The sequence below is a fragment of the Martelella sp. FLE1502 genome, from assembly GCF_053484255.1.
In genome coordinates, this window is record NZ_JBAKFQ010000013.1 from 45,509 (window position 1) to 67,496 (window position 21,988).

At 64.4% G+C, this 21,988-nt stretch carries 21 protein-coding genes and 1 riboswitch; of the genes, 8 read left to right on the forward strand and 13 right to left on the reverse strand.

Features of this window, described 5'->3' with window-relative positions:
• Positions 1–12: 12 nt before the first annotated feature.
• Positions 13–945, forward strand: coding sequence for an ABC transporter substrate-binding protein (locus V6767_RS12665; RefSeq protein WP_448473823.1), 933 nt, complete (start codon positions 13–15; stop codon positions 943–945).
• On the opposite strand, the gene V6767_RS12670 is transcribed toward V6767_RS12665, so the two are convergent.
• Genes V6767_RS12670 through V6767_RS12680 form a run of 3 tightly spaced genes read right to left on the reverse strand, consistent with a single transcriptional unit; the run spans position 942 to position 3,731 of the window.
• Positions 942–1,736 carry an ABC transporter ATP-binding protein gene (locus V6767_RS12670; protein ID WP_448473824.1) on the reverse strand — a complete coding sequence of 265 codons (795 nt, stop codon included), beginning with the start codon at positions 1,734–1,736 and terminating at the stop codon, positions 942–944. The genes V6767_RS12665 and V6767_RS12670 overlap by 4 nt on opposite strands.
• Positions 1,729–2,742 carry a FecCD family ABC transporter permease gene (locus tag V6767_RS12675; RefSeq protein WP_448473825.1) on the reverse strand — a complete coding sequence of 338 codons (1,014 nt, stop codon included), beginning with the start codon at positions 2,740–2,742 and terminating at the stop codon, positions 1,729–1,731. Before V6767_RS12675 ends, V6767_RS12670 begins: the two co-directional genes overlap by 8 nt.
• Positions 2,739–3,731, reverse strand: a complete 993-nt coding sequence (locus V6767_RS12680) for a FecCD family ABC transporter permease (protein ID WP_448473826.1) — start codon at positions 3,729–3,731, stop codon at positions 2,739–2,741. The genes V6767_RS12675 and V6767_RS12680 overlap by 4 nt, the downstream gene beginning before the upstream one ends.
• 95 nt (positions 3,732–3,826) lie before the next feature.
• Between V6767_RS12680 and V6767_RS12685 the strand changes: the two genes are divergently transcribed.
• The 3 genes from V6767_RS12685 to truB all read left to right on the forward strand — a co-directional run bounded on the left by V6767_RS12685 (position 3,827) and on the right by truB (position 6,260).
• The gene (locus V6767_RS12685) at positions 3,827–4,732 is read left to right on the forward strand and encodes an ABC transporter substrate-binding protein (RefSeq protein ID WP_448473827.1); all 906 of its coding nucleotides are present in this window, start codon (positions 3,827–3,829) and stop codon (positions 4,730–4,732) included.
• 180 nt (positions 4,733–4,912) lie between these two features.
• Positions 4,913–5,323, forward strand: a complete 411-nt coding sequence (gene rbfA / locus V6767_RS12690; RefSeq protein ID WP_448473828.1) for a 30S ribosome-binding factor RbfA — start codon at positions 4,913–4,915, stop codon at positions 5,321–5,323.
• Between the two features lie 4 nt (positions 5,324–5,327).
• A complete protein-coding gene (truB, locus tag V6767_RS12695) occupies positions 5,328–6,260 on the forward strand; it encodes a tRNA pseudouridine(55) synthase TruB (protein ID WP_448473829.1) in 933 nt (310 codons plus the stop codon).
• Between the two features lie 24 nt (positions 6,261–6,284).
• Here the strand turns inward: truB and V6767_RS12700 are convergent, their stop codons facing one another.
• Positions 6,285–7,457 (reverse strand): serine hydrolase, encoded by a 1,173-nt coding sequence (locus V6767_RS12700; protein ID WP_448473830.1) that lies wholly within the window; start codon positions 7,455–7,457, stop codon positions 6,285–6,287.
• 256 nt (positions 7,458–7,713) lie between these two features.
• Between V6767_RS12700 and V6767_RS12705 the strand changes: the two genes are divergently transcribed.
• A complete protein-coding gene (locus V6767_RS12705) occupies positions 7,714–9,336 on the forward strand; it encodes an FMN-binding glutamate synthase family protein (protein WP_448473831.1) in 1,623 nt (540 codons plus the stop codon).
• Positions 9,337–9,544: 208 nt separating this feature from the next.
• A complete protein-coding gene (locus V6767_RS12710) occupies positions 9,545–11,152 on the forward strand; it encodes an APC family permease (protein ID WP_448473832.1) in 1,608 nt (535 codons plus the stop codon).
• A gap of 72 nt (positions 11,153–11,224) precedes the next feature.
• Here V6767_RS12710 and apaG read toward each other — a convergent pair whose 3' ends face one another.
• Together apaG and V6767_RS12720 are read right to left on the reverse strand one after the other, a co-directional pair.
• The gene (gene apaG, locus V6767_RS12715; protein WP_448473833.1) at positions 11,225–11,620 is read right to left on the reverse strand and encodes a Co2+/Mg2+ efflux protein ApaG; all 396 of its coding nucleotides are present in this window, start codon (positions 11,618–11,620) and stop codon (positions 11,225–11,227) included.
• A 53-nt stretch (positions 11,621–11,673) separates the two neighbouring features.
• Positions 11,674–12,858 (reverse strand): O-succinylhomoserine sulfhydrylase, encoded by a 1,185-nt coding sequence (locus tag V6767_RS12720; protein WP_448473834.1) that lies wholly within the window; start codon positions 12,856–12,858, stop codon positions 11,674–11,676.
• A 33-nt stretch (positions 12,859–12,891) separates the two neighbouring features.
• Positions 12,892–12,969: riboswitch (SAM riboswitch) on the reverse strand.
• A 70-nt stretch (positions 12,970–13,039) separates the two neighbouring features.
• On the opposite strand from V6767_RS12720, the gene V6767_RS12725 reads away from it, so the two are divergent.
• Positions 13,040–14,128 (forward strand): 2'-deoxycytidine 5'-triphosphate deaminase, encoded by a 1,089-nt coding sequence (locus V6767_RS12725; RefSeq protein ID WP_448473835.1) that lies wholly within the window; start codon positions 13,040–13,042, stop codon positions 14,126–14,128.
• Positions 14,129–14,167: 39 nt separating this feature from the next.
• Here V6767_RS12725 and V6767_RS12730 read toward each other — a convergent pair whose 3' ends face one another.
• Entirely contained in the window at positions 14,168–14,458 is a 291-nt protein-coding gene (locus tag V6767_RS12730; RefSeq protein ID WP_018062808.1) for a YggT family protein, read from the reverse strand.
• 132 nt (positions 14,459–14,590) lie between these two features.
• Here V6767_RS12730 and V6767_RS12735 point away from each other — a divergent pair, with 132 nt between their 5' ends.
• Positions 14,591–15,850 carry an MFS transporter gene (locus tag V6767_RS12735; RefSeq protein WP_448473836.1) on the forward strand — a complete coding sequence of 420 codons (1,260 nt, stop codon included), beginning with the start codon at positions 14,591–14,593 and terminating at the stop codon, positions 15,848–15,850.
• Here V6767_RS12735 and V6767_RS12740 read toward each other — a convergent pair.
• The 6 genes from V6767_RS12740 to hemC all read right to left on the reverse strand — a co-directional run bounded on the left by V6767_RS12740 (position 15,841) and on the right by hemC (position 21,976).
• On the reverse strand, positions 15,841–16,563 hold the full coding sequence (locus V6767_RS12740; protein WP_448473837.1) for a glutamine amidotransferase: 723 nt from the start codon (positions 16,561–16,563) through the stop codon (positions 15,841–15,843). The genes V6767_RS12735 and V6767_RS12740 overlap by 10 nt on opposite strands.
• Positions 16,553–17,041, reverse strand: coding sequence for a tellurite resistance TerB family protein (locus tag V6767_RS12745; RefSeq protein ID WP_448473838.1), 489 nt, complete (start codon positions 17,039–17,041; stop codon positions 16,553–16,555). Before V6767_RS12745 ends, V6767_RS12740 begins: the two co-directional genes overlap by 11 nt.
• A gap of 114 nt (positions 17,042–17,155) precedes the next feature.
• On the reverse strand, positions 17,156–18,931 hold the full coding sequence (locus V6767_RS12750; RefSeq protein WP_448473839.1) for a heme biosynthesis HemY N-terminal domain-containing protein: 1,776 nt from the start codon (positions 18,929–18,931) through the stop codon (positions 17,156–17,158).
• Positions 18,932–18,942: 11 nt separating this feature from the next.
• Positions 18,943–20,211, reverse strand: coding sequence for a COG4223 family protein (locus V6767_RS12755; RefSeq protein ID WP_448473840.1), 1,269 nt, complete (start codon positions 20,209–20,211; stop codon positions 18,943–18,945).
• A gap of 110 nt (positions 20,212–20,321) precedes the next feature.
• Positions 20,322–21,038, reverse strand: coding sequence for a uroporphyrinogen-III synthase (locus V6767_RS12760; protein ID WP_448473841.1), 717 nt, complete (start codon positions 21,036–21,038; stop codon positions 20,322–20,324).
• 8 nt (positions 21,039–21,046) lie between these two features.
• Positions 21,047–21,976, reverse strand: coding sequence for a hydroxymethylbilane synthase (hemC, locus tag V6767_RS12765; protein WP_448473842.1), 930 nt, complete (start codon positions 21,974–21,976; stop codon positions 21,047–21,049).
• Between the last annotated feature and the right edge of the window lie 12 nt (positions 21,977–21,988).

Consider the following 21,988-nt stretch of genomic DNA (forward strand, 5'->3'; position numbering starts at 1 on the left):
GCAGGGGTCATCATGCATTCGGGCATTCTCGCATCCGCCGTTCTTTCCATCTCGCTCCTTTCCGGCGGCGTCGCGTTCGCCGGGCAGGTGATCGACCACGCCATGGGCACGACGGAGGTGCCGGATGCGCCCTTGAGGGTGATCACGCTGACCAACGAGACCACCGAGGCGGCGCTGGCGCTCGGCGTGACCCCGGTCGGCGCGCCGCAGTCCTGGTACGGCGATCCCTGGTATCCGCATCTTGGCGACAGGCTTGAGGGGACCGAAGTGCTCGGGACCGAGCTTTCCGTCAATGTCGAACTGGTGGCCGCGCTCGAGCCGGACCTGATCATCGGCAGCCGCAAGCGCGACGAGGAGATTTACGGCCAGCTTTCGGCGATCGCGCCCACGGTATTCATCGAGGGGCTTGGCGCCTGGAAGGACAATTTCACCTTCGTCGCCGACGTGCTGAACCGCGAGGCCGAGGGCGAGGCGGCGCTGGCGAGCTACGAGACGCGGGTCGAGGCGCTGAAAGACGGTCTCGGCGACAAGGCGGGCGAGAGCCTTTCGGTGGTGCGCTTTGTGCCGGGCCAGACCTATCTCTACCTGAAGGGCAGCTTCCTTGGTCATGTTCTGGCCGATGCCGGCTTCACCCGTCCGCCGCAGCAGGATGCCGACGGGTTGTCGCTCGCTGTCGGCCGTGAAAGCATTCCCGATATGGATGGCGATCGGATTTTCTGGCTGACCTATGACACCGGCGACGGCAAGGGCGATGCGATGGCCGAGGAATTCCTGACCGATCCGCTCTGGTCGCGGCTTGCGGCGGTCAAGGATGGAAAGGTGTACGAGGTTGATGACGGCGTGTGGGCCACCGCCGGCGGCTGGTTCGCGGCGCAGGAAATGCTGAGTGATCTCGCCGAGGTCTACGGCGTGCAACTGCCGCCGGCGGAGGCGGCCTCGAACTAAGCCGATTGCCGCGACAGCGGCACGATCACCGGCAGGTCGGTGTCCGGCAGCGGCAATATCCGGCAGTCGATATCGAACACCGTGCTGATCAGCTCTTCCGTTAGCACGTCGCGGGTCGCGCCCTCGGCGGCGATCCGGCCGTTTTCGAACAGCACGACGTGATCGGCATAGCGCAGCGCGTGGTTGAGATCGTGCAGCACGATCACGAAGCTGCGTTGTTCGCGACGGTTGAGCATTACCAAGAGATCCAGGATTTCGAGCGCGTGAGCGATGTCGAGATGGTTGGTCGGCTCGTCGAGGAAAATGCGCGGCGCATCCTGCGCCAGCGTCATCGCGATCCAGGCGCGTTGCACCTGTCCGCCCGAAAGCTGGCCGATGCTGCGATCGGAAAGCGCTTCCATGCCGGTGGTGCGCAACGCACCTTCGACCGCGCGCCTGTCCTCGGCGGACGGGCCGGAAAATCGGCTGCGGCGAGAATAGCGGCCGAGCATGGCGAGGTCGAACACGGTCATATCCTCCGGCGCGTCCGGCGATTGGCTGAGCATTGCGATCTCGCGGGCAAGCGCGCGCGGCATCCAGTCGTCAAGCGCCTGGCCCGCCACCTTCGCATCGCCGCCGCTTGGCGCGTGGAGCGCGCGCAGCACCTTGAGCGCGGTGGACTTGCCGCTGCCGTTCGGACCGCAAAAGGCGATGATCTTCTGCTCCGGCAGCGTCAGGTCGATCGCATCAAGCGCGGTGAACCCGTCATAGTGGGCGGAAAGCGTGGACATTTCGGCAAGCGGCTTAGACATTGCTGCGCTGGCTCCTGAGAATAAGCATGAGGAAAAGCGGCGCGCCGATCAGCGCGGTCACCGCGCCCGCCGGCAGTTCCAGCGGACTGGCGATGGTGCGGGCGAGCGTATCGGCGACGAGCACCAGCATGCCGCCGATCATCGCGGTCGCGAGCAGATAGCCGGCGGCGAACTGGCCGTGGAACAGCCGCGCGGCATGCGGCGCGATCAGCCCGATAAAGCCGATCGCGCCGACCTGCGAGATCGCCAGCGCCGTCAGCAGGACCGAGAGCACCATCAGCGCGATCCGGTTGCGGTCGACGGAAAAGCCGGTGGTTGCTGCCGTCTGCGCATCAAGCACGATCTGGCGCATCGGCAGGCGCATGAAGATCAGCACGGGCACCGCCGCCGCAAGGCCGAGCGTCACGACGCCGACATCGACCCAGTGGGCGGCGCTGATCGAGCCGGTGATCCATTGCAAGGCCTGGCTCGCGCGATAGACCGGTCCGATGATCATCATCAGCGTGACGGCGGCCTTGGCGAGTGCGGAAAGCGCGATGCCGTAGAGGATCACCCGAACGGGATCGCGGCGGCGGGCATCGGCGAGAGTCAGCAGCCCGACCAGGGTGGCAAAGGCGAGCGCGCCGATGATCGCGGCGAGCGGTTGCCACTGGATCGAGACGGTCAGCACATTGGCTTCATCCGAAAACAGCCACAGGAAGGTGACGACGCCAAGCGCCGCGCCATCGGTGATGCCGAGGATGGAGGGGGCGGCCATCGGGTTTCTGAGCGCGCGCTGCAGAAGCGCGCCGGCAAGGCCGAGCGCCATGCCGGCCGCGACCGCGAGCGCCACGCGCGGCAGGCGCAGGGTCCATACAATGACGGTGTCCATACGGCTGCCTTCGCCGAGGAGGGCGGCGATCACCCGTTCCGGGCCGATGAAGCTCGAGCCGAGCCCCGTCGCGCCGATGACGCAGAACGCCAGCAAGGCGGCAAGCACGGTCAGGCGAAGGGCAGGGGCGTTCATACGCCAACCTCCCGCAACCGCTTCGCGCGCAAGAGCACGATCAGGAACGGCACGCCGACAAAGGCGAGCACCGCGCCGATCGGCGCTTCGCCGGGGGCGACGATCAGGCGCGCCAGGATATCGGCGAGCACCGCGATGATCGCCCCCGTCAGCATGGCAAGCGCGGCCATGCCGAGAAAGGCCGGACGGCCCGTTGCGAGCCGGCGGGCGATATGCGGCGCGATCAGGCCGAGAAAGGCGACCGGGCCGGACATCGCCACCGCGCCGGCGGAAAGCAGCGCCGCAAGAGAGAGTGCCGTGATGCGGGTGCGCGCCACATCGACGCCGATCCCGGCTGCGCTCTGGTCGTCAAGCCGCAGCGCATCGATCGAGGGGCCGAGGAAGAGGCAGCCGAAAAGCGCTATCACGAGCGCCGAAACGCCCACCCAGAGCAGCGCCAGCGGGCGATCGGCAAAGCCGCCGGAGAGCCAGAACAGCAGCGTTTCCAGCGCGGTTTCGTCAAGAAGCAGGGCAAGCTGGGTGAGCGAGGCGAGCATGGCGGCAACCGTGACGCCGATCAGCAATATGCCCGTTGGCCCCGCCTGCGGTCCGAGCGCCGATGACAGGCCGAAGACGAGCGCGGTGGCGGCAAGTGCGCCGCAGACGGCGATGAGGCCGATCGCGCCGACCGAGACCACGCCGAACAGCACCAGGCCGAAGGCGACCGCGAAGGCGGCGCCGGCATTGACGCCCAGAAGGCCGGGTTCGGCGAGCGGGTTGCGGGTGGTCGCCTGCATCAGCAGGCCGGATATGGCCAGCGCCGCGCCGGTCGCCATCGCGTTCAGCGTGCGCGGCAGGCGCAGCGTGCGGATGATGATGTCGGCCGTGTCATTGCCGCCCGAAAACGCCGACCACACCGTCGCCGGACCATAGATCCGCACGCCGAGATGCAGGCTTGCAATCGCGGCGATCAGCAATGTCAGGCTCAACAGCAGCAGCGTCTTTCGCACGGGCTCCCCTTTCGCAGCGACGATTGACATTGCTGATTGAAATGGTCAACTTTAAAACCGAAAACATGAACGCAATATTCAAGTTGAGAGTATCCGTGACCCGATTGATCCGACTGGCAGCCGCCGCTGCCCTGGCCATCCTGCTTGCAACCCCGCTTGCCGCCCGCGACGTGAGCGATGCCATGGGCACCGTCACGGTTCCGGACCTGCCGGAGCGAATCGTGGTGCTGACCAATGAGGGCACCGAGGCGCTGCTGGCGCTCGGCGTTCATCCGGTCGGCGCGGTCAACTCATGGCAGGGCGATCCGTGGTGGGATCATATCGAGGCGCAGATGGGCGATGCCGAGCCGGTCGGGACCGAAAGCGCGGTCAATCTCGAACTGGTCGCAGCACTCCAGCCGGATCTGATCATCGGCAACCGTCAGCGTCAGGAGGATATCTATCCCCAGCTTTCCGCGATCGCGCCTACGGTAATGTCCAGCGAGCTGCGCGGCGACTGGAAGGTCAACTTCAAGCTCTATGCTGAAGCGCTTGGCCTCTCCGACAAGGGTGACGAGGTCATTGCCGCCTACGATGCCAAAGTCGCCGCTCTTCGGGAAAAGCTCGGGGACGCGACCGACGAGAAAGTCTCGGTGATCCGCTTCCTGCCGGGCCAGATCCGCATCTACCAGCTCGACAGTTTCTCGGGCGTGCTGCTGAAGGATATCGGCTTCCACCGTCCGGAGAACCAGAATGTCGAGGATTTTGCGATCCGCACCGGCAAGGAGAGCATTCCCGACATGGATGGCGACCGGATATTCTATTTCACCTGGGAGGTCGGCAACGGCGAGGGCAAGGCGCTTGAAGAGGAGGTTCTGGCGGACCCGCTCTGGCAGTCGCTCTCCGCCGTCAAGGCCGGAAGGGTCCACGGCGTTTCCGACGCGATCTGGAACACCGCTGGCGGCGTGCTCGCGGCCGACCTGATGCTCGACGACATCGCCCGCATTTACGGCGTTCAGTAACCGTTTCCGCTCTTTCTGACGTGTCGTACCGTGCGGGTGGAAGCCCGCGCGGCTTTTATCGTCAGAGCCTGCCGATTGACCTTGCGGCAACGAAGCGGTAAACGGGCGTCCCATGGCGTCCGGCCGGGTTCGAACCCCGTCAGACCGGATCGAATAGAACACGAACGAACCAGGACTTTTATGACGAGAGCTACCTCCTCGGCGCCCTCCCAGCGCATGCTTCGCGTTGGCGAACAGGTGCGCGCCGCCATCACCAAGGTGCTGCAGCGCGGCGATCTTCTCGATCCGCTGATCGAAAACACCGTGATTTCCATCTCCGAAGTCAGGATGTCGCCGGACCTCAAGATCGCGACCGCCTATGTCACGCCGCTTGGCCAGACCGATCACGATGCGGTGGTCAAGGCTCTGAACCATCATGCGAAATTCCTGCGCGGGCGCATCACGCGCGAGATCCGGCAGATGAAGAACATTCCCGAGCTTCGGTTCCGCGACGACACGAGTTTCGAGAATTTCCGCAAGATCGACGAACTGCTGCATTCGCCGGAAGTGGCGCGCGATCTCGATCATGATGAAGACGACGGTAAAGAATAAGAAAATGGCGCGACAGAGAAAACCCAAGGGCCGCCCGATCTCCGGCTGGCTGATCCTCGACAAGCCGATCGATTTCGGCTCCACCGAAGCCGTTTCCAAGATCAAGTGGCTGTTCAAGGCCCAGAAGGCCGGCCACGCCGGCACGCTCGATCCGCTCGCCTCCGGCATGCTGCCGATCGCGCTCGGCGACGCCACCAAGACCGTGCCTTACGTGATGGATGGCCGCAAGATCTACGAATTCACGGTCACCTGGGGCGAGGAGCGCACCACGGACGATCTCGAGGGCGAAGTCAGCGAAAGCTCCGACAAGCGGCCCTCAAGAGAAGATGTCGAGGCGCTGATCGAGAAATACACCGGCGTGATCGAACAAGTGCCGCCGCAGTTTTCCGCCATCAAGATTGACGGCAACCGCGCCTATGATCTGGCGCGCGAGGGCGAGACGGTGGAAATTCCGACCCGCGAGGTCGAAATCCACCGCCTGACGCTGCTCGGCTGCCCGGACGAGAACACCGCCGAGTTTGAGGTGGAATGCGGCAAGGGCACCTATGTGCGCGCGCTTGCCCGCGACATGGGCCGCGATCTCGGCTGCTTCGGCCATATCTCCTCGCTGCGCCGCCCCTTCGTGGCACCGTTTTCCGAGGATATGCTGGTGCCGCTTTCGGAACTCGTCGCGCTCGAGGAAATCGAGGACGATGAGGAGCGCTTTGCAGCCCTTGAGGAATATCTGGTAGACACCTCGGAAGCGCTTGCCAGTCTCCCGCATGTGCCGGTCAATGAGGACCAGGCCCGCCGGCTGAAGCTCGGCAACCCGATCATCCTGCGCGGCGCCCATGCGCCGGTGGAGGAGCCGGACGCCTACGCCTCGCTTGCCGGCAAGCTTGTGGCGATCGGCGAGATCGCCGAGGGCCAGTTCAAGCCACGGCGCGTTTTCGGCTGAACTTCATCCGGCAGGGCCTCGCCTTCAATGCGAGGCCCTGAGCTGGGACGCCAACGCCGCGAAGGCGCCCGCAACGGTCGCTTCGTTGACGGCGTCGTCGCTGTTGACCGTTACCGAGATGCAGTAGGCTTTACCCTCTTCACCGGTCAGCGCAGCGGTGAGGTTCAGGACTCCCGGTTCGCTGCCACCCTTGTAGGCCACCGATTGCCAACCGCGAACCGGCCCCTTGTTGATGGCGAACACATCCGCCGCTTTGACATCGCCCGCAAGTCGGCAAAGCGTTTCCGCCGAAAGATACCATTCGACCCCTTCGATTGCGGGACCGCTTGCGTCTCTGACGGCCGGCAGGGGAGCATCGGAGATCTCGGCAAGCAATTTGGCCCGCTCCGCGCCGGAGGCGGTTCTGTAGCGTTCGGCAAGAGCGGGATCGGCCTTCAGGGTAAACAGCGCGCGGGTGGTGAGCACGTGATCGAGGCCAAGGGCCGTGGCAACGCGCTCTGGGCCGAGAATCCGCATCAGCATGTCGGTCGCGGTGTTGTCGCTTTCCGAGATCATCAGCGCCGCCAGCGTATGCAGCGTGAAGGGAGAGCCCAGCGGGAAGGTCTGCAGCTTGCCCGAGGGAAGCGATATGTCCTCGGGCCGGAGGGTTTCCACATCCGTCCACCGGCGCTTGCCGGCCGCGATATCGTTCATGAGAACCTTGAGAACGCCGAGCTTGAAGGTCGAGCCGACCGCGAGCGGGGTCTCCGCATTTTGTTCGTGCAGTGTTTCGCCCTCCGCTGTCACCAGATAGGAAACCGTGCCGGGCAAGGCAGTGATATCGGCAAGCGTATCCTCGATGCTTCCGCCGCTCGGCTGGAACGGGTGGAAGAACAGGCCGGTGATCTTGCCCGAAGCGTCGAGTTCGATTTCGGCGGGTATGTCGCCGGCCTCCGCGCGGATAAGGTAGCCGTCGTCATCCTCCGTGATGCCGGTCACCGGTCCGGCCCGGTCGTGGAGGCTTTGAAGTATAGCCGTCAACTGCGCGGTCGGAACGGCTTTTGCGAAGCTTTCGGACACGAGGCCGGCTGCGCTTTCAGGCGTTTCGATCAGGCTCCTGAGCGTTTCGATTTCGCGATCCTCGGCATGGGCGGTCGCGGTCTGCAGCAGCAGCGCGGCGCATGTCGCCGTGGCGATGCGGCGGAGAGCGGGCAGCATGTTTTCCTCCTGCGGTGGTGGGGTCGACACAGTGCTGAGCGCACCTTCTCGCATATAAGGCGGTCTTTCGAAACGGGAGGATGGCTAAGAACGCGAAAATCCGGGCAACAATTGCGCCACCGTTCATCCTGTGTTGGAAAATTTGTTGTAGGGGGAGCGTGTCGTTCCCGCCGGATTTGCTGTCCCGGGCCTTTCCGTTCCGGTGGCAAAAGCGTACAGAGTTTGATAACGCTGGCTTAATACAAGGGGAGGTTGCATGCTGGATATGCTCATGCGGTGCATCGTGCCGATCGCCGCCGCCTTTTTCACCGTCGTCGCGATTGCCACCGGCTGGTTCTGGATCCTGCTGATCACCATTCCGTTGCTGGCGATCGCCTTTTATGACTGGTTCCAGTCGTCCTGGACCATTACCCGCAATTATCCCGTTGCCGGCCGCATCCGCTGGATCGCATTGTCGCTGCGCCCCTTCATCCGCGCCTATGCGGTGGAGGACGACACCCACGGCACGCCCTATTCCTATGCCGCGCGGCAACTGATCCGCACCCGGGCGCACGGGCTGTCGGACACCGTGCCCTTCGGCACGGAGCTTGAGGTCTACGAGGATCCGCACCACTGGATCTCCCATTCGATGGCGCCGCACACCGATCCCGATCGTTCGCCGCGCGTCACGGTCGGCAACGAGCAGTCGTCCAAGCCCTACGAGGCGTCGATCCTCAACATCTCGGCGATGAGCTTCGGCGCGCTGTCGGCCAATGCCGTGCGCGCGATGAATATCGGCGCGAAGACCGGCGGCTTCTATCAGGACACCGGCGAGGGCGGGCTCAGCCGCTACCATCTCGAACATGGCGGCGACGTGGTCTGGGAAATCGGCTCCGGCTATTTCGGCGCGCGCGACAAGGACGGTCGTTTTGACCCCGAAAAATTCCGCGACAAGGCCGCCAATGACGCCGTCAAGATGACCGAGATCAAGGTCAGCCAGGGCGCCAAGCCCGGCCATGGCGGCATGCTGCTTGGCTCGAAGGTGACGCCCGAGATCGCCGAGGTGCGCGGCGTGCCGGTCTACCAGAACTGTCTGTCGCCGCGCGGCCATTCGGCGTTTTCAACGCCGGTGGAGATGCTGGAATTCGCCGCCCAGATGCGCGACCTTTCCGGCGGCAAGCCCGTTGGCATCAAGTTCTGCGTCGGCCAGCCGCATGAACCCTTCGCGCTGGTGAAGGCGATGCTTTCAACCGGCATCTATCCCGATTTCATCGTGATCGACGGCGCCGAGGGCGGCACGGGTGCTGCCCCGCTGGAGCTTGCCGACTGGGTCGGCATGCCGCTCTGGGACGGGCTGATCATCATGCGCAACGCGCTGGTCGGCGCGGGCGTGAAAAAGCATGTGCGGCTTGCCGCCAGCGGCAAGGTGTTTTCCGGCATGGGGCTTGCTCATAACCTCGCGCTTGGGGCCGACTGGTGCAATGCGGCGCGCGCCTTCATGATGTCGGTCGGCTGTATCCAGGCGCAGCGCTGTCACACCGGCACCTGTCCCACCGGCGTCACCACGCAGGACAAATGGCGCCAGCGCGCGCTGGTGCCGGAAGAGCAGGGCGCCAATGCCGCCCGCTTCCACAAGAAGACCGTCGAGGCGCTGTCGGAGATCGTGGCCGCCTGCGGTTATGCTCATCCGCAGGACCTGCAGCCGCATCACATCATGCACCGTCTCGGCTCGCATGATGCCGTGCCGCTGGACAAGCTGCATACCTTCCTGCCGGAAGGCGTGCTGGTGGACGATCCCGATTCGACGCTCTATGCCGACTGGTGGCGGGCGGCGAGCCCGGACAGTTTCCGCCCCACCGCCGATCTGGTGCGCATGCGCGCCAGCGCCGGCCAGGCTTGATGGCCGATCGGCAGCGCCGGGACTTGATCGGCTTCGGTTGCAAGTTGGACGCAATGGCGATGAATTTGAACGCAGGGCGCGAAACCGATTGACTCGGTTTCGCGCCCGTTCAAATAATTGAAGCCGGAAATTGCATATTCGCTGTAGTAAGCCAGCAGGGGTGGTCGGCTGCACTCGTTGAAGCGCATTGAGCTAAGGGGGATTTTCTATGGCAATGCGACGCGAAATCGGGCTGATCGGACTGACATTTGTCGCGGTCGGCGGTGTTCTGGGCTCCGGCTGGCTGTTTGCCCCGCTTGATACGGCGCAGCTTGCGGGGCCTGCCTCCATCATTGCGTGGCTGATCGGCGCGGTGGCGATGCTGCTGATCGCGCTCACCTATGCGGAAAATTCCACCCTGTTTCCGATTGCCGGCGGCATCGCCCGCATTCCGCAATTCTCCCACGGACGGCTGCTGGCGCTCGCCATGGGCTGGAGCGCCTGGGTCGGCTACTGCACCACCGCGCCGATCGAGGTGAAGGCCTCGCTCGGCTATGCCTCCTCCTATCTGCCGTGGTTGACCAACAGCGCCGGCGGGCTGACCGTTTCCGGCTATCTCGCCGCGGCCGTGTTCCTCGCGGTGCTGACGGTCATCAACGTTTTCGGGGTGGCCTGGTTCGCCCGCATCAACACCGCGATGACATGGTTCAAGCTGTTTGTGCCGGTGGTGTTCATCGTGGTCATCGTCGCGTCCCGGTTCGAGTCCTCGAATTTCACATCCGCCGGCGGCTTCGCGCCGTTCGGCGTTCCCGGCATTTTCGCCGCCGTCTCCACCGGCGGCGTGGTTTTCGCCTTCATCGGCTTCCGCCACGCGATCGACCTTGCAGGCGAGGTGCGCAATACCCAGCGCGTCATTCCGCTGGCGCTGATCCTGTCGGTGCTGATCTGCCTTGCGATCTATGTCGGCCTGCAGATCGCCTTCGTCGGCGCGATCGACCCGGCCTCGCTTGCGAATGGCTGGCAGACCATCGAGGCGACCCATGAACTCGGCCCGCTCGGCGCGCTGGCAACCTCGATCGGCGTCTTGTGGCTGCTCAGCATGCTGAACGTCGCAGCCGTGATCTCGCCTGCCGGCAGCGGCCTCGTTTCGGTCAGTTCGAATGCGCGTCTGGCGCTGGCGATGTCGAACAATGGCGTGTTTCCGCGCCTGTTCGCCAAGCTCAACCAGTATGGCGTGCCGCTCTGGGCGCTGATCCTGAACTATGTGGTGGCGCTGTTCATGCTGATCGTGCTGCCGTTCCAGCAGATTCTGGCGCTGAACAGCGCGGCCGTGGTGCTGTCGTTCATCGCCGGCCCGGTATCCATGGTGGCCTTCCGCTATCTCGCGCCCAACGCGCACCGGCCCTTCGTGGTGCCGGCCGCGGGCTTCATCGGCGCCGTCGCCTTCGTGATCGCGAGCCTGATGATCTTCTGGTCCGGCTGGAGCACGATCTGGCTTCTGCTGGCGCTGCTTGCCGTCGGCGCGGTGCTGTTTCTGCTCCGTTTCGCGGTGATCGGCCGGGAGGATCTGGAGCCGAAGAGCGCGGTCTGGTTCGGCGTCTACATGGCCGGCATCGCCGTCATCTCCTATCTCGGCGGCTATGGCGGCGGCCTCGGCGTCATTCCGCACCCGCTCGATTCCGTGCTGGTCGGCCTGTTTGCCGTGGTGATCTTCCTGATGGCCGTCCGCGGCCGCGTCTCCCAGGACGTCTTCGACCGCTTCCGCCACGAGCAGCACGAAATCGAACGCCAGGAATATGACGGCGACGACATCGAGGACGCGATGACGCGGGAGTAATCCTGTCGACCTGTCTCAGCCGCCCGTTGTCATCGACGGGCGGTTTTTATGTCACTTTTTCTGGCCCGGAGATCAATGCCGGCTGCCGGCGTCGTAGGGCGAGTCCAGCGAGAAGGCGGGGATGTCGATCTTGAGGAGGCGGTTGTCGGCGGTTTTGACGATGTAGTGGCCGACCATGATGCCGGAGGGCGTGTCCAGCGGCGCGGCGGATTGGTAGCTGTAGCGCTCTTCCGGGGCGATCATCGGATGCTTGCCGGCAATGCCGTCGCCCGACACGGTTTCGACAATGCCGCTGGCATTGGTGATCGTCCAGTGGCGGGAGACGATCTCGATCCGGTCTCTCCGGTGATTGGCGATCTCGATCTCGTAGGCCCAGACGAAATGCGCGTCCTCCGGCATGGAGTGGTTTTCCAGAAAGCTTGGCCTGACGCTGACCTCGATCTCGTGGGTGATCGCCCTGTAGTGCACTGGTTCTCCCTGTAGGCCCCGGGCGGCTTAACCGCCCGTGAAGCCAATGTGGCTCAGACCGGCAGTTTGGCAAGGGCCTGGGCGAAATCCTCGATCAGATCGTCGGTGTCCTCAATGCCGGCCGAGAACCGGATCGTGCCGCCGGTAATGCCGAGTTCGAGGCGAGCTTCCTCCGCGAGGTTCTTGTGCGTCGTGGTCGCCGGATGGGTGATCAGGCTCTTGGCGTCGCCGAGATTGTTGGAAATCGAGACGATCTCCAGTTGGTCCTGCAGCGCGAAGGCGGCGTCCTTGCCGCCCTTCAGTTCAAACGCGACCAGAGTGGAGCCGGCGGCCATCTGCTTCTTCACGATCTCGGCCTGGGGGTGGTCATCGCGGCCGGGATAGATGACGCGCTCGATCTGTTTCTGGTCGGCCAGGAAATCGGCAATCCGGCCCGCGGTCTCGGTCTGCTGACGCACGCGCAGCGGGAAGGTTTCGAGACCCTTCAGAAGCAGCCAGGCATTGAACGGGGAGAGGGCAGGGCCGGTATGGCGATAGTAATCCTGCAGCTCCTCCTCGATCCACTCCTTCGACGACAGCACGATGCCGCCAAGGACGCGGCCCTGACCGTCGATATGCTTGGTTGCCGAATAGACGACGATGTCGGCGCCGAGCTCCAGCGGCTTCTGGTAAAGCGCGGTGGCAAACACATTGTCGACCACGGTGCGGGCGCCGGCCTGTTTGGCAAGCGCCGCGACGCCGGCGATATCGACCACTTCCAGCGTCGGGTTGGTCGGGCTTTCGAGGAAGAACAGCTTCGTATCGGGCCGGATCGCGGCTTCCCAGTTGGCAAGGTCGCGGCCATCGACCAGCGTGCATTCGATGCCGTATTTCGGAGCGAGCGTCTCCACCACCCAGCGGCAGGAGCCGAAAAGAGCGCGGGCCGCGACGATATGATCGCCGGCCTTCAACTGGCACAGGATCGCCGCGGAAACGGCGGCCATGCCCGAGGCGGTGGCGCGGGCATCCTCGGCGCCTTCCAGCGCGCACATGCGTTGCTCGAACATCGCATTGGTCGGGCTGCCGTAGCGGGCGTAGATGAAGCCCTCTTCCTCGCCCTTGAAGCGGGCCTCGGCGGCGGCGGAATTTTCATAGAGAAAGCCCTGGGTGAGGAAGATGCCCTCCGACATTTCGCCATATTGCGAACGGAGGCTGCCGCCGTGAACGAGCTTGGTCTGAGGACGCCAGGAATTCTTCATCTTTGATCTCCAAACAAAAAAACCGGTCGCGCGGGACCGGTTCACCCGGCCTTTTAGCTAGTTGTTTAACGTGGCTGCAAGCCGACCGGCCAAATCACCACGGGTATAAAGGCGGCATAATCCCTATAAGCGCTTGCGTCAATTCTGAAAGCTTGGTTTTGTCGCGCAACAGGAGCAAAACATGTCACAAAAGCCCGGAATTCTGGCCGATCGCGCGATCGCCAGCCTTTTTGAGAACGGTAATCTGATTGCAGCCGCACCGCGCGACCACGACCAGATCCAGCCGGCAAGCCTCGATCTGAGGCTCGGCGCCAAGGCCTATCGCGTGCGCGCAAGCTTCCTGCCGGGCCCCGGCCACAAGGTCGAAGACAAGCTTTCGCGCCTTTCCCTGCACGAGATCGACCTCACCGAGGGCGCGGTGCTGGAGACCGGCTGCGTCTATATCGTGGAATTGATGGAGGCGCTGAAGCTTAAGGACGGGCTGTCGGCCTCGACCAATCCGAAAAGCTCCACCGGCCGCCTCGATATCTTCACCCGGGTGATCTCCGACTACGCGCAGGAATTCGATATCATCCCGGCCGGCTACGAGGGCCCGCTTTATCTTGAAATCTCGCCGCGCACCTTTCCGATCATCGTCCGGCAGGGGTCGCGGCTGTCGCAGATCCGCTTTCGCACGGGGCAATCCGTGCTCACCGAGTCCGCCCTTCTGGCGCTGCACGAGCGCGAAACGCTGGTGGCAAGCGAGATGCCGAATGTCTCCGGCGGCGGGATCGCGCTGTCGATCGATCTGGCGGGTGAGGGGCTGGTCGGCTATCGCGGCAAGCATCATACCGGCGTGATCGATGTCGACCGCAAGGCCGGCTACGACGTGCTGGATTTCTGGGAGCCGATCCATGGGCGCGGCAAGGGCGAACTGATCCTCGATCCCGACGAGTTCTATATTCTGGTCTCGCGCGAGGCCGTGCACGTTCCGCCGCTCTGCGCCGCCGAGATGACACCGTTCGATCCGCTGGTCGGCGAGTTCCGGGTGCATTACGCCGGCTTCTTCGATCCCGGCTTCGGCCATGCGGGCGCCGGCGGCAAGGGCGCGCGGGCGGTGCTGGAAGTGCGCAGCCACGAGGTGCCGTTCATCCTCGAACACGGCCAGATCGTCGGCCGGCTGATCTATGAGAACATGCTGGAAATGCCCGAGACGCTTTATGGCGCGGGACTCGGCTCAAACTATCAGGCGCAGGGCCTCAAGCTTTCCAAGCATTTCAGGGCCGGCTGAGCGGCCAACTCTGCGTTGCGGCGGGCCTTGCGGGCGGGCTCAGTAGAGCCGCGGCATGACGCCGGTCAGGATCAGGCGCTGCAGGAAGAACACGATCAACAGCACGATCACCGGCGAGATGTCGATGCCGCCGAGATTGGGCAGGAAATTGCGGATCGGCCGGTAGACTGGCTCGGTGACCGCGTAGAGCCCGCGCCCGATCGAATTGATGAACGGGCTGTGCGCATTGATGATATTGAAGGCATAGAGCCAGGAGAAGATAGCGCTGGCGATGATCACCCACTTATAGATTTCAAGTGCGTAGTAAATCGTCTCGAACAGCGCGATCATGAAGGACTCCCGTTTTTTCCTTGCAAACATTTAGACATTCAATTCTAAACGAGCAAGGGGCGGTGGGTTTTGTCCGGTATTTATTGCCGGTTGCGCCCTCAGCGCATTGTGTCTCCCGAAAGCTTATCCAAGATGACCCTGTCCCCCTCCGGCGCCCGCTTCGATGCCTTCCGCCACAAAGGCTATTCGCTCTATTTCTTCTCGCGGTTTCTCGGCACGTTCGCGGTCCAGATCGTTTCCGTCGCCGTCGGCTGGCAGATGTATGACGAGACCGGCAACGCCTTCTATCTCGGTCTGATCGGCCTGTTCCAGTTTTTGCCGGCGTTGCTTCTGACGCTGGTGACCGGCACAGTCGCCGACCGCTACAACCGCCGGATGATTGCCGCGATATGCTTTGCGGTGGCCACCGCCTGCGCCGCCTGCCTTCTGGCGATCACCGTGCTTGGCCTGTTTTCGCCTTGGCCGGTGTTCGCGCTTCTGGCGGTATTCGGCACGGAACGTGCCTTTTCCGGCCCGGCACTGCAGTCGCTCGCACCCAACCTTGTGCCCGAAAAGGATCTCGCCAACGCGATCGCCTGGAACTCCTCGTCCTGGCAGATCGCCTCGATCGTCGGCCCGGTCGCGGGCGGCCTGCTTTACGGCGGCGGCGCAACCCTTGCCTATTCCACCGCGCTTGCGCTGTTCGCCGCCGCCACGGTGTTGATGATGACCGTGCCGAAACCGAGCCAGCGCCGCCCGACAAGCGCGGTCACGCTCAACACCATTCTCGCCGGCTTCCGCTTCATCACATCCGAAAAGGTCGTGCTCGGGGCAATCTCGCTCGATCTGTTCGTGGTGCTTTTGGGGGGCGCGGTGGCGTTGATGCCGGTCTTCGCCCGCGATATTCTGGATCTCGGCCCGTGGGGCCTCGGGCTGTTGCGCGCCGCGCCCGGTTTCGGCGGCGTGCTGGTCGCGCTGCTGCTTGCCAGCGTGCCGATCCGCCACCATGCCGGCTATTACATGTTCGCCGGCGTGGCGATTTTCGGCCTTTCCACCGTGGTCTTCGGCCTGTCCGAGAGCGCCTGGATTTCGATCGCCGCACTCGCCGTCATGGGCGGAGCCGACATGATCTCGGTCTATGTCCGCGAAACGCTGATCGCGCTGTGGACGCCGGACGAACTGCGCGGCCGCGTCAACGCCGTCAACATGGTGTTTGTCGGGGCCTCAAACGAGCTTGGCGAGTTCCGCGCCGGCACGATGGCGCATGTCATCGGCGCTGTGCCGGCGGTCGTCTTCGGCGGGGTGGGGTCGCTGGCGGTCGCGGTGGCATGGGCGATGACCTTCACCAAGCTGAGAAAGGTCGACAGCCTGGAGACGCCCGAGCACCTGCTGGGCGAATCGGATCAGCCCTGAAGCGATTGCGCCGTCGTGCGCTCGAACACGATGTCGAGGAATTCGCTGAGCCAGGCCTTCAGCGCCCGGTCATGCAGCATCCGGCCTTCGAGGTGAAGATGGCCCGCCTGCGCCTGGGGCAGCGAGAACCGGCTGGCGCCATGCACCACCCATCTCTGCATCATCGCCCGGGTCAGTTCGGCGTGAAACTGCACGGCATAGGCTTTCTCGCCATAGCGGAAGGCCTGGTTCGGGTAGAGGTCGCCGCTGGCCAGCAACTCGGCGCCATGCGGCAGCTCAAATCCCTCGCGGTGGAACTGATAGACCATGGACGGCCATTTCATCAGGAGCCGGCCGTGCTCGGTCGCGTGCAGCGGATACCAGCCGATCTCGACCGAGCCGTCGCTGTTGCTCTGGACCTTGCCGCCGAGCTGGCGGGCCAGCATCTGGGCGCCCAGACAGATGCCGAGATAGGGACGGTTTTCCTTCAGCGGAACCGAGAGCCAGTCGATCTCACGACGGACATAGTCCTCATTGTCATTGGCGCTCATCGGGCCGCCGAACACCACCGCGCCCGAATGGGCGGCGAGCGTCTCCGGCAATTTGTCGCCAAGCGCCGGGCGGCGGATATCGAGGCGGAAGCCCTTTTCGACAAGCATCTGGCCAACGCGGCCGGGGGTCGAGCGTTCCTGGTGAAGGATGACCAGGATCGGTCGTGTCGGTTCAATCGTCACCTGGCAGTTCTCCATCGTCGACAATGGCCGCGCGCTTGAGCGCGGCCTGACGCTCCAGCACCCGCTCGCGGCTAGATACCCCGATCAGTTCGGCAATCCGCCAGACGACATTGTCTTCCATCTCGCTGCGGCTGCCATCGGCATAGGCGATGTCCCACAACAGCCCGATCAGGCGCACGCGCTGGTCCTCGTCGAGATGGCGCTTGACGTCGGAGGTGAAGCGGTAGAAATCGACCGCCTCGTTGCCGGCTTCCTCGCCGGCGGAAATCAGCTCTTCCAGGCCGGCGCCGTGCAGGTCGTACTGGTTTTCGATCAGTTCCCGAAGCCTGCTGCGCTCGCTGTCGCTGATGACGCCGTCGGCCTCCATCACCTGATAACAGAGCGCAACAACGGCCACGCGGGCATCGTCGGGCCGGGCCTCGCCCCTTGGAGCGTCATTGCCGATGTCCTGGAGAAACCTGCTGATCTTTTCAAACATTCTGGGAGATTCGCCTTGTTCACTGCGCCATCATGACCCGACCGAGCCGCTACGCCAATAGATCACTTAACATCAGTCAATCAAATTACGGTTACGACACATGAGCGGACCGGATCAGAAAAACAGGCGTTTTTTCGCGGGCGGGGGCGTTTCGTCGTCGCTGTCGTCGATGCCCGGATCGTCCGGCGTGCGTCCGCCGAATGGCTTCAGCGGAGCGTTGGCGTCATCGTCCTCTTCCACGCTGCCCTCGGCGGGTTGCGGCGGAATATCTTCCGAGCGGGCCTCCACAACGAGCGGCTTTTCCTCCGGCGCGACCTTCGCTTCATCCGATTTGATCGCGGATGCGCCGGAGGGCGGGTCCATAATCACCGGTCGGACGGATTCCGTTTTCGGGGGCTCTTTCTTGCCTTCGTCCTCGGCGGGGGCCGCAGGCTCGGGCGCTTGGGCCGTCTCGGCCTCAGCTTCAGGCTTGGCGTCCTCCTGGAAGATCGGAGCGTCGTCCGCGGGCATTTCCGGTTCCGCCCGGCTTCCGCCGACGGGCGGCAGGCTCTTCAGCGCCTCGTCGAGACGCGAGGCGCTGCCTTCCTCGATCGGGCCGGCGATTTCGCCGTAGGGTACCTTCCATGAGAAGGCGTCGAGCTGGCCGGTCGTGGGCGAGAACGGTCGCCAGTATTCCGACACCAGCCCATCGGCGACCCAGGTCGGATCGCGTTCGGAGCGGAGCGCCTGCGCCATCCAGTGGCGCACGCGGCCCTGATCGCCGGTTTCGGCCTCCTCAAGATCGGCCAGCAGCAGGAAGGCGCTTTCGCGCGGCTGCATGCGCGCGGCGGCTTCGGCCTTTTCGCGGGCCTTTTCGAATTCGCGGGCGTCGAGCGCGGCGCGCGCCACGACCATCAGCGAGACCCAGTTGTTGGGCTTCAGCGCCTCCAGCTTTTCGGCGCGCTTCAGCCGGTCGACGGCGCTGTCGCCGCCGCGGGCGCGCACGTAAAGCGCGCCGGTCTGGGGATGCGGTTCCTTCTTCCACACCATCTCCAGCACGCCGGCGGATTTGCGGAGATTGCCCTGCGCCAGATAGGCCTTGGCGGCGATGATCGCGGCGGGGTGGAAATCATCGCGCAGCTTCAGCGCCTGCAGCGCATCGGCGGCCGCCGCCTTCGGGTCGGTATCGAGCCTGCTTTCGGCGCGCGCGGTCAGCACGACCGATTTCAGCCGCGCCGATTCGTCCTTGTCGGTCACTTTGGCGGAGCGCTGCTGGTCCAGAAGGCGGATCGCGTCGTCCCAGCGGCCCTGACGGGCGCGCGCTTCCAGCGTCGCCTTGGCGGCCCAGGCGAGATAGGGCGCCTTGTCGGCGGCCTGCTCGGCAAAATGCTGGGCGGCCTCGTCGGCGCCGACGCGCTTGGCCTCAAGATAGAGACCGCGCAGGCCGAGTTCGGCGGTTTCCGGATCTTCCGACATCGCCTCGAACAGACGCCGCGCCTTGTCGTAATTGCCCTCGGTCAGCGCCACCTGCGCGTCGAGCACATGGATGAGCGGCTCCTGATCGGCGCTGAGCAGCGCATGGGCGCGCGTGCTCATCTTGCGCGCCTGAACCAGATTACCGGCGCCCACCGCGATCAGCCCGGTCGAGATCGCCTGATAGCCGCGGTCGCGCTTGCGAGCGCGGAAATAGCGGGTGACGCTTTTCGGCGAGGTCCAGATCGCGCTGATCAGCCACCACACGATCATCACCACGAAGATGAGGGCGATCAGCAGCGCCAGTGCGGTGGTCAGCGGGGTTTCGAACATCTGGCCCTGCCAGACGAGCGTCAATTCGCCGGGCCGGTCGGCAAACCAGGAAAAGCCGAGCGCGAAGGCAAGAACGATGATCGCGAAAATCAAAAGTCTGATCATATCCTACCTCCTCAATTGCCGGACGGCGTGACGGGCGCGCCGGCGGTTGCGCCGAGCGCGCTCGATAGCGTGGTGGAGACCAGATCATCCGCCTCGATCCGCGCCTTCAGCCCGTCGGCGAATTTCTGCGAGGCCTGTTTGGCGGCCGCGGGCAGGGCTTCCCATTCGCTCTCAGCCGTCTTCAGGTCGCCCTTGGTCAGCGCGCTCTCGATGCGTGCGACGATCGCCGGCACGGTGTCGCCCTCGACATCGCCGACGGGGCGCACGCTGACGAGGCCCTTGGCGCTGTCGACCAGACGATTGAAGATATTGCCTTCCGGCGGCGGCGGTTCGGCCGCGGCGATGATGGCGTCGGCGGCGTCGGAAAACTCGGCGGCGAGTTCCTCACGGGTCGGGATGCCGCTCGTCGCGAGCGCCTTCAGCTTCGAGAGGTCTGCATTTTCCGGCGCGACTTCGGCATAGGTCGCAAGCTCGGTCGCGAAATTGTCGCCCCGGTCGATCGCGGATTTCAGCGCGGCGGCGGCGATGGCGCGGGCGACGGCCAGATCCTTGCCGGGCGTATTCACCTTGGCCTCCAGTGCCGAAAGCTTCTGCTGGATTGCCTGCTGGTCGGAGCTCAGGCTGGATTTCAGGTCGTTAAAGGCTGATTGCAGGTTCTTGACCGCGCCAACATCGTTCTGCTGCGTGCTCTGGATGGAGTTTACCTGTTGCTTGAGAGAGGCAATGTCCTCGCCCGAGCCTTTGGAGCTCTGGACCTGCTGTTTCAAGGCATCAAGCTGTGACTGCAGTTCGGACGAGCCGTCATTGGCCTTGAGGGTGGCGAGTTCTTGACGCAGCGAAGTAATCTCGTCATTGATCTTGCCGCCTACGCTACCGCCCAGCATGCCCGCCGACGACAACGCGTATGCGCCGGCGAGTGCAATCACGGCGCCGGCGACGCCGGCCAGAAGCACCGGGCCGAAGCCGGGGCCTTTGCGTGGCGGTACGGCCGATGTCGGGGGCTCCGGCGGTGGCGGTGGTGGGCTGTCTGCGTTTTCGTCGACGGTCTCTCCGTCAGCTCGCTCTTCATCGCCGAGGCTCGCCGCCTCCGAAACTTCCTTGTCCTGATGCTCCTCATGGCGCTTGATCGCCGCGGCGACATCGGCCATCGCGGTCTCAACGGCGGCATCATCGGTGCGGGGCGGGACGGGCGCTTGCGCGTTCGGGGCTTCCGGCGCCGGGTCTTCTGTTGTCGCGTCGTTTTTCTTGTCGTTTTTCGAAGACGGCGTATCCGAAACCATGGCTACCTCTTTTGCAGTTCTCGGTTCTAGGGTAGTGGCCGAGTGGTATTAAGAAAAGGCTTTTGTTGAAGACTTGTTCCCCGCAGCCCCGGCCTTTCTGGCGAAACCCCTCAGGCGAGCAGCGCAAGCAGGCTTTTCTCGGTCGTCCTGTCGGCAATGCGCACGTGATCGGACAGCTCCGCCGGCACGGCATGCGCGACATTGGCCGAAAGACAGATGAGGGCCGGCGGCTCGTCGCGTTTCGTGAGCGCCCTGCCTGCGCCGAGCGCGAAGAAGCGGGCGGCCGTCATATGGGAATAAAACAGGACCGCGTCAGCCGTTTTGACCAGGGTATCGATTTCCGCCGCATCATAGTTCAGCGGCTCCATGGCATAGACGGTCGCGGTTACGAACGGTACATGCAGCGCCTCGAGCCGGCGCTCCAGATAGGGCGCGCGGGGTGAGCCTGCCAGATAGAGAAGCGGGGCGCGGACGAACAGCGATGGTTCGGCGGCGATCGCCTCGGCGAGCCGCTCGCCATTGCCCTGGCCGGTGAAGACGCGCGCAAAGCCGGCCTCCTTGGCTCTACCGGCGGTCTCGGTTCCGACGGCGAACAACGGTCGGTCGATCATGTCCGGCGCGTCGCGCTTCGCCTCGATCCCGTGCAGGGCCTCGGTGCTGGTGACCGCAAGCGCCGTCCAGCTTTCGCGGGCGATTGCCTCCCTGGCGTCGTCCACATGGTGCACGGTCTTAAATAGCGGCATCGCAACCGGCTGATGGTCCATGGCGGCAAGCAGCGCGCCGGTCTTCTCGGCCTTGTTTTGCGGACGGGTTACCAGAACGCGCATCGCAAACCTCAGACCCAGTCCTCGAAGAAGCGCGGGCCGGCCCGCCCGCGCAGCGTCTCGCCGGCCGCGCGGCCGAGCGCCTCGGCCTCGGCGCGCGTGCCTTCAACGGCAATGTCGTGGGCCTGCCGCCCGTCCGGCGTCAGGATCAGGCCGGAGAAACGGATCGTTTCGCCATCGAGCAGGGCATGGCCCGCGATCGGCGTGCGGCAGGAGCCGTCGAGGGCCGCCAGAAAGCCGCGCTCGCAGGCGACCGCGTCATAGGTGTCGCGGTCGTTGATCGGGGCGAGCAGGGCCGATATCCGTTCGTCAGTCTCCCGCTGCTCGATGCAGATTGCGCCCTGGGCCGGGGCAGGAATAAATTCCTTCGGATCGAGAACCTCCGTCGCCACATCCTGCATGCCAAGCCGCGTCAGGCCGGCATAGGCAAGGAAGGTGCCGTCGACGGCGCCATCGGCGAGCTTCTGCAGCCGCGTCTGTACCGAACCGCGGAAGATCACCACTTCGATATCAGGCCTCAGCCGGCGAATCATCGCCTGGCGTCTGAGCGAGGAAGAGCCGACGATCGCGCCCGCCGGCAGGTCGGAGAGGTTTTTCACGGTGCGGCCGATGAAAGCATCGCGCGGGTCGGCGCGCGGCAGGAAGGTGGAAAGCGTCAGCCCTTCCGGCAGTGCCGTCGGCATGTCCTTGGAGGAATGCACGGCGAAGTCGAGCGCGCCGGAAAGCAGTTGTTCCTCGATCTCTTCGGTGAAAAGCCCCTTGCCGCCGATCGCCGCCAGCGCGCGGTCGGTGATCCGGTCGCCCTTGGTGGAGAGCACCACGATCTCGAACATCTCCTCCGGCAGGTCATGGGCGGCCATCAGCCGGTCGCGGGTTTCATGCGCCTGCGCCAGCGCCAGCGGGCTGCCGCGCGTTCCGATCCTGTAAGGTTTCGTTTGCATCCTGCGTCCACC